Below are 7,291 nucleotides of genomic sequence, written 5' to 3'. Positions count from 1 at the left end.
GAAGGGGTACAGAGTATGGCCTTTGGGCGCTTCTGCCCGGCGGTGACCCTGGAATGTGGCAAGCCGGATCAGCCCCACGGCACCCAACATGCCTACGAATTTCTGGAAGCCTGCCTGCACCTGTCGGCGCTACCGCAACGCCCCGTCCTGCGACAGGATATTGATCTATTTCACAGCGTCGCCATCGTCAAGATCCCGGAGGAGGTGAGCTTCAGCTTTGGGGAAGCGGGGGAAGAGCCCAAGGGATCCCAGCCGCACCTGCGCTTTCTCCCCGATTTGGATCTCCTCAACTTTCGGGAGCTCCCTCCCCACACCCGCATCGGCTGGACAAACAACGGCTTCCACCTGGAGGTCCAAGACGAGCAGGGCCAAGATGTGGCGGATCGCTTCTTCTACGCCCAAGATGGCGAAATTCGCACCCGCGTGCCCCTTGTGCCGGGCATGCTCACCCTCAACAGCCGCATCATCCGCCAAGATTGCCTCTGTTACCTGATGGAGCGCTACCCTCTAGCTGGCTAAACTTCCGCGCTACTTCTGGGCGTAGTCTACATGGCGCAATGACGGACTTTCTCGCCCAGCTCGATTGGCCCATCCCCGCAAGAGGCAACAAGGCAAGCTCTTGTCCAGAACCCGGGCTTGCTGCAGAATGGGCTAGGAACGGCGAAGCAGCCACTCTCCGGCTGTGTGAAGATCCTGGGTTACCCGTCCGTTGAAGCAGCAACTCTGAGAAATCATCCAGGGATCCTGTCCTGCTGGCGTGAGCGGAGGTCTTTGCCCCAGTCCGTCAGGGCTTAGCGGGAGAGGGTATGCCTGGGGTTATTCTGGGTATAGCCGTTCTTCCGGAGTTGTGCCGCGCCCAAAGCGGGATCCAAACCCCAAAAAGCTTCGCTCTTCGGGATCCCAGCAGGTGCCAGCCCTGGAAGCTCTTGTTTTTTCCATTTACTCCATTTACGAGAGGGGGATGAAACTATGGATATGGATCTCCGTCCGCTGATCGTCCTGGCACCTATTGTTTTGGTGGTTGGCTGGGCAGCCTACAACATCATCAAGGCTGCCATCAAGGGGGAAGCCAAGCTCTTCGGCGAAAGGGGCAACAACCCCTTTGGCAAAGGCGGGAGCTGAAGGTGGGATTCGGTTGCAGCCGATAGGCTCTGTATGTCGGACAAAAATCTCCAGGGTGCAATGCCCCCTTCCGGCCTGGGCAGCGGAAAGTCGGCGGACGTCGTTGTCGTTGGCGCCGGGGTGGCTGGCCTAGCCTGTGCACGGCAACTGCGGCGGGCGGGGCTGGAGGTCTTGGTGCTGGAGAAATCGGTGGGTTTGGGTGGGCGCATGGCCACCCGGCGGGTTGAGCATGCCGGACAAACAGTGCCTGTAGATCACGGGGTTCAATATCTGACCCCCGATTCCGACAGCTTTTATCGCTGGGTGAAGGAGCTGCTGGGCCTGGGGCTGCTGAGGGAATGGACGCGCTCGTTGCACCTGCTGGATCGAGAGGGGCTGCGCCCAGAGGACTCCAATGCTGAGAAACCCCGCTACATCTGCCCCCAGGGCATGACGATGCTGGCCAAACAGCTAGCCACTTCCTTGTCCATCCACACCCAAACGCGTGTGGTTGGCCTCAGGCCGCTGGCAACCACCTGGCAATTACAGGCCGAAAACGGCCAGTGCTACGAGGCCGCGGCAGTGGTGATGGCAATCCCGGCTCCCCAGTTGTTGCCTTTGCTGCAAGAGGGGATTCCTCCTGCCAACAACCTGCTATCTCTGCTGGGATCCGCCGCCTACCAGCCCTGCATTGCCGTTTTGGCCGGCTATTCAGAGAGCACGCCGCTGCCGCCTTGGAAGGGGATCAAGTGTTTGCAGGATCCGATGCTGGCCTGGCTGGCCCTGGACAGCAGCAAGCGCCCGCAGCCCTTGCCGCCGCTGGTGGTCTTTCACGGGGGGGCGGAGTGGTCGTCGCTATATCTGGATGCTGGCCCCGCCGAGCTGGAAAAAGCTGGTCGAGAACTGCTGGCCCACGCCGCCAAACGCCTGGATCCCTGGCTGGCCTCGCCGCAATGGATGCAGGTGCATCGCTGGCGCTACGCTTTTCCCGTGGAAACGATAGGTTTGGCCAGCCTGGGCACCCACGTCCCTGCCAGTGCCGGCAGGGGGTTGCCGTTGGTCTGCGCCGGCGATTGGTGTGCCGGAGAGCGAGTAGAAGGTGCTTGGCTCTCCGGCCAGGATGCTGCTAAAACCTTGCTGGCAATGCTGGGGATCCCTGCGCAGGCCCGCTAACGGCGCCATGTTTCGGCGTGATTTGGAGTAGCTATATCAAGCTGGGGCTGAAGATGGCGGCGGGATCAAACTGCTGCTTCAGCTTGCGCATCAGGGTTGCTGTCGGGCCGAAATCGTGGGCCAGAGCTGTCTTCAGGGCTGCCGGTGCCTCCAGCAGCAGGAGAAACCCGCCTACCGACTTGAGGTAGCGCTGTAACTGTAGCAGGGATCCCACCTCAGGCTGGGGGATCCAAGCCCGCCCCAGGCCGCAGCCGCGATGCAGTTGCACCTGAGCTTTAGGAAAGAGGGACTGAAACTGCTCTAAAATGGCCAGGCTCCGGCTGGGCAAGCAGCCGAACTTGGCCAGAACCATTCCTGAAGCGGGTGGGGGCATGGACAAAGCCCCAGGGCCCGCCTCTTGCCAAGCCAACTCCCCCGCAGCCAGCCGCCGCACCTGGGCCATTTGCTGGGCAATTGCCCGCCCCGAGCCGTGGAAGCTGAGCCAAAGCTGTGGCCCTTCTGCCCTCAGCCAGAGATCCATCCCCACTGGGCTCACCGGCGCACTCAGCACCTGCCGAGCCAGGGCCTCCACGTCCGCTAGGGATCCCCTGGCCAGCAAAGTTGTCTGGGCCGCCGGCAGGGGATAGAGCCGCAGGCTGACTTGGGTCAGGATCCCCAAGCTGCCCAGGGATCCGGCGAACAGTCTTGTCAAGTTATAGCCGGCCACATTCTTGACCACCCGCCCGCCCGCTTTGGCCACCTCCCCGTCCGCCCGCACCCAAGTAATGCCCAGCACTAGGTCGCCAATGCTACCGTAACGCCAGCGCAGCGAGCCCGTATCGGCAGTGGCGATAATGCCGCCCACTGTGGCCCAGTCAGGGTAAAGGGGATCCACCGGCCACCATTGCCCCCGCTCGGCCAAGATGGCCTGTAGCTCCGCCAGGGTCATACCGGCCTCTACGGTCGCCGTTAGGTCAGCAGCTGCATGGTCGATCAAGCGGCACAGCCCACGGGTACTGAGGATAAGATCCACTGTCTCCAAGCGAGGAGCCCATCCCCACTTGCTCCCCTGCCCAAGCGGCAGCACCTTCTGCCCGCGGCACTCTTTTAGGAGCTGCACCAATTCTGGAACCGTCGAGGGAGTTTGGATGGGAATAGGAGCAGCCTGGCTGGAGAGAAAATCTGTCAGCGGCGGAGAAAAGGTCATCGAGAAGAACTGAGCTTAGAACGCACCAAAAGGTAAGCAAAACCTGAACCCCCACGTATCGGGATCAACTTGCCTGATTTCAGTGTAGGTGGCAAGCTCCTCCCCTGGTCAGTATAGCCGCGGCTCCCTCTGGGTAGCCGATGAAGCTCGCGATAGAGGCAGCTTCCAAAGTCCCTTCCCCGGGGACGAAGGGTTGGGGAGGGATCGCCTCAGCGGCACAGATCGATCTCAGGCAAGCTGGCAGCCGCTCAAACAAAATCCGTCAAATCTGTCTTCAATCAAACCAATTAAAGCTTAAGCCGATGACGCGAGGATGCTTGAAAAAAACAGAGTAACAAGATGATGATTGTCCCTTTTTAGACAAAGGCAAAATCTCGATAAGTTGTAAGAGTCGCAACCTAGGGCTGAAAATTACCTTCAATAGCAAGCTAAGAGCTTAACTTGTTCCTGAAGTCTCAGTCCATAAACCAACATAAATTAGTTGGATGGTAAGTTTAAATAGTGAATAGATGTAAAGATTTATGTCAAGATCCAAAACTTCTTTGCTCGACATGGTACTCTGAATTATAAGGTTAAAGTTAGGTTAAAACCATCAGCTACCTAGAGTCAAAACTACCTCTGAGTATTTTGTCTGGTTTTGGCTAAAGGCTCCTGGCCGCGATACTATTTAAAACTTTTTTTGACTGTAACTTTAAGGTTCAGTTGTCCTCTGACATGGTGGAAGATTTGCCCTCTCCATCGGGATCCCTGGAACAGTTGTTTGGCCGGATGCCGCCCTTGGTCGGGCTTGACAGCTCCCTTGCCGAGCTTCTCTCCCTGCTGGCGCAAAAGAATGGCTCCTGGCCCTACGCCTTGGTGGTGGACGCAGGCCGAGTGGTGGGCATTTTGACACCTGTGGACGTGTTGCAGTGGGTGGCCAGCGACCGCTCTTGGCAGGGATCCACCCTGGCTGAGGTGATGACCACCCCGGTCGTGACCTTGGCCGTCGGCAACTACCGCGATCCCCTGGCATTGTTGGAGCTGATGCGGGCCCACGGGATCCGCCACTTGCCGGTGGTGGACGAAGCGGGATCCCTGTTGGGGGTGGTGAACCAAGATGAGGTGTGCTGGCGGCTAACCTTAGGCCCGCCGCCTTCAGCAGCGGTCTGGAGGGAGCCGTCAACGGAGAAACTGGATCTACCAGATCTACAAACCACCCTGAATTTGCGCGTTGCCATCGAACGCGCCATTCCTCTGGGCATTGCCGCCGTCAATTCACAAGGCAGACAGATCTACGTCAACGAGACCTTTGCCACGATGGTGGGCTGGCCCAAGGAGGAGCTCATCGGGAAGGATCCCCCTTTTGTCTATTGGCCCCCGGAAGAGATGGGCAAGATCACCGCTGCCTTTGCCCAGGGGCGGCCCCCGCAGGGATGGGAGCTGACCTTCAGGCGCCGCAGCGGGGAACGGTTTCCGGTGCGGATTTTGGAGGCTCCCTGGCTAGATGCCCAGGGAAAGGTAATCGGCATGATCGTCAGCGTACAGGATTTGACCCCGGAAAAAGAGTTGCAAAACCAACAGCAACAACTTCAGCACTCTCTGCAGTATCAGCAAGATCTGTTTCAAAGTCTCTTCGAGCAAGCCCCGGTGGGCATGGCGGTCACGGATGCGGCGGGGCACTTGCTAAAGGTGAACCAGAGCTTTTGCCAGCTCACCGGCTACACCGAGGCCGAGCTCTTGAGCATGAATTACGCCGACATAACGCATCCTGAGGATCTGCGGCAGGAGGCAATCTATGTCGAAGAAATACGAGCGGGCCGCCGCCGCGGCTACCGGATGGAAAAACGCTACATCCGCAAAAGTGGCGAGATCCGGTGGGTGGATCTCTCGTCTTTTGTGGCGGAGACTCCCGAGAAACAGATTTACGGCGTTGTCTCAATTGTCGATATCAGCGAGCGCAAGCAGGCCCAGGAGCAGGTTCAATTGCAGCTCCACCAAGCCCGGCTGCTCAGCCACATCGTCCAAGGGATCCGGCAATCGTTGCAGGTGGAGTCCATCCTCAGTTTTGCTGTAGAGGAAGTTCGCCGTTTGTTGGATGTAGAGCGGGTGGTGATCTACCGCTTTTTCCCCGATTGGGTGGGCGAGATCGCCATGGAATCGGTTAGCCGGCCAGAGTTGAGCCTGCTGGGCCTGGTTATCGAAGATCGTTGTTTCGTAACCCAGTGGCACCAAGCCTATCAGCAGGGCCGCATTTCCGCCATTGAAGATATCGACACTGCCCCCATCCAGCCCTGCCACCGGGAGCTGCTGGCCAGCTTAGGGGTGCGGGCCAACTTGGTGGTGCCCATCTTGCAGTCGGCTGGCCCTGACGGCACAGACGGCGGGCTGGCCCGCCTCTGGGGGCTGTTGATTGCCCACCAGTGCAGCGCCCCCAAAAAATGGGATCCCTGGATGCCGGATTTTTTGCGACAAATTGCCGATCAACTGGGGCTGGCGCTGCAACAGGCGGAGCTGTTTGAGCAACTGCAAGCTGCCAATGCCGAGCTGCGCTACCAGGTGGAGGTGCGCAATGCCGAGCTGGCCCAGCGGGTAAGGTACGAGCAAATGCTGCGGCTCATTGGCGACAAGGTGCGCTCCAGCCTGGACGAACAGGAGATCTTGGCCACCGTGGTGCGGGAGCTGACCCAGGCTTTCCAACTGGGCGCCTGCGGTGTGGCCCTCATCCATCCGGAAACCCAGACCTACACGCTGGTCTACGAAGCGGCGGGATCCCTGCCCCCTATAGGCCAAGTTACCCTGCCCTTGGATCCCGTTCTTTTGCGCCAGCTTCGCCAAGGCCAGACCCTCTACTTCAGCACGGATCACCCGCTGCGGGGGCGCTGCACCTTCCTCGCCTGCCCCCTGTTTGTGGAAACGGGCTCGTTGCTGGGCTTTCTCAAGTTAGTCCGCTTGCCCCAGGAAGGGTTTATTGAAGCCGAGATCCACTTTGCCGAGCAGGTGGCCACCCAGTGCAGCATCGCCATTCGCCAGGCCCGCCTCTACCAAGAAACCCAGGCCCAGCTCCGGCAACTGCAGCGGCTCAACGAGCTCAAAGAAGAGTTTCTCAGCATGGTCTCCCACGAGCTGCGCACGCCTCTGACCAACATGAAAATGGCTTTGAAAATGTTGGAGGTGCGCGGTCTTTCCGAGGCGCAGATCCCCTATTTCCACATCCTCAAACAGGAGTGGCAAAAAGAGCTGGACTTGGTCAACGACCTGCTGGACCTGCAGCGGCTAGAGGCCGGCAGCCGCAGTCTGGAGATTGCCCGCTTCGAGGTGCGAGAGTGGCTGGAAAAGCTGGTGCCGCCCTTTGCTCTGCGCTTTCAGGAGCGCCGGCTCACTTTTGTCTCCCGCATTCCCTCTGAACCCATCCTGTTCAGCACCGATGTGGGGCTGCTCACCCGCATCCTCAGCGAGTTGCTGGCCAATGCTGCCAAATACACCCCTGCTGGCCAGCAGGTTTACCTGGAAGTGGCGGGCGATTCTTCGGGTCTCCATTTGCAGGTAATCAACACCGGCGTCGAGATCCCAGCGGAGCACCTGCCCCGCATTTTCGAGAAGTTCCACCGCATTCCGCAACTGGACTACGCCCACCAGGGGGGCACCGGCTTGGGCCTGCCGCTGGTGAAAAAGGCGGTGGAGCTGCTGCAAGGGATCCTGCGGGTGGAAAGCGGCGAGAACCGCACCCTGTTTGCAGTCAGCCTGCCGGATTTGGGCAGTTCTGCTCTCACCCCCAGCCCCTCTCCCTGAGGGACTCCCTCACCCCCAGCCCCTCTCCCTGAGGGACTCCCTCACCCCCAGCCCCTCTCCCTG

General features: G+C 59.6%; 4 protein-coding genes and 1 pseudogene. 4 read left to right on the top strand and 1 reads right to left on the bottom strand.

Annotated features, from left to right (window positions below; genetic code table 11):
- From NW852_RS06570 to NW852_RS06560, 3 genes and pseudogenes are all read left to right on the top strand, one after another.
- Positions 1–519: pseudogene (locus NW852_RS06570) on the top strand (peptidase M14); the annotation flags it as partial.
- A 450-nt stretch (positions 520–969) separates the two neighbouring features.
- Positions 970–1,122 (top strand): photosystem II protein Y, encoded by a 153-nt coding sequence (locus tag NW852_RS06565; RefSeq protein WP_414365453.1) that lies wholly within the window; start codon positions 970–972, stop codon positions 1,120–1,122.
- A gap of 33 nt (positions 1,123–1,155) precedes the next feature.
- The gene (locus NW852_RS06560) at positions 1,156–2,274 is read left to right on the top strand and encodes an NAD(P)/FAD-dependent oxidoreductase (protein ID WP_414365455.1); all 1,119 of its coding nucleotides are present in this window, start codon (positions 1,156–1,158) and stop codon (positions 2,272–2,274) included.
- Between the two features lie 31 nt (positions 2,275–2,305).
- On the opposite strand, the gene NW852_RS06555 is transcribed toward NW852_RS06560, so the two are convergent.
- Positions 2,306–3,460, bottom strand: coding sequence for an FAD-binding oxidoreductase (locus NW852_RS06555; RefSeq protein WP_414371440.1), 1,155 nt, complete (start codon positions 3,458–3,460; stop codon positions 2,306–2,308).
- A gap of 702 nt (positions 3,461–4,162) precedes the next feature.
- Here NW852_RS06555 and NW852_RS06550 point away from each other — a divergent pair.
- Positions 4,163–7,228 carry a PAS domain S-box protein gene (locus tag NW852_RS06550; RefSeq protein ID WP_414371442.1) on the top strand — a complete coding sequence of 1,022 codons (3,066 nt, stop codon included), beginning with the start codon at positions 4,163–4,165 and terminating at the stop codon, positions 7,226–7,228.
- Positions 7,229–7,291: the final 63 nt, after the last annotated feature.

It is taken from the genome of Synechococcus sp. H60.1 (genome assembly GCF_047462335.1).
In the GTDB taxonomy this organism is placed as follows: domain Bacteria; phylum Cyanobacteriota; class Cyanobacteriia; order Thermostichales; family Thermostichaceae; genus Thermostichus.
The sequence above is the reverse complement of the archived record's forward strand: the minus strand, read 5'-3'. Positions and strand labels throughout refer to the sequence as shown.

Coding starts and splice junctions, on each gene's coding strand:
- NW852_RS06565 (WP_414365453.1), top strand. CDS start 970: ATGGATATGGATCTCCGTCCGCTGATCGTCCTGGCACCTATTGTTTTG.
- NW852_RS06560 (WP_414365455.1), top strand. CDS start 1,156: ATGTCGGACAAAAATCTCCAGGGTGCAATGCCCCCTTCCGGCCTGGGC.
- NW852_RS06555 (WP_414371440.1), bottom strand. CDS start 3,460: ATGACCTTTTCTCCGCCGCTGACAGATTTTCTCTCCAGCCAGGCTGCT.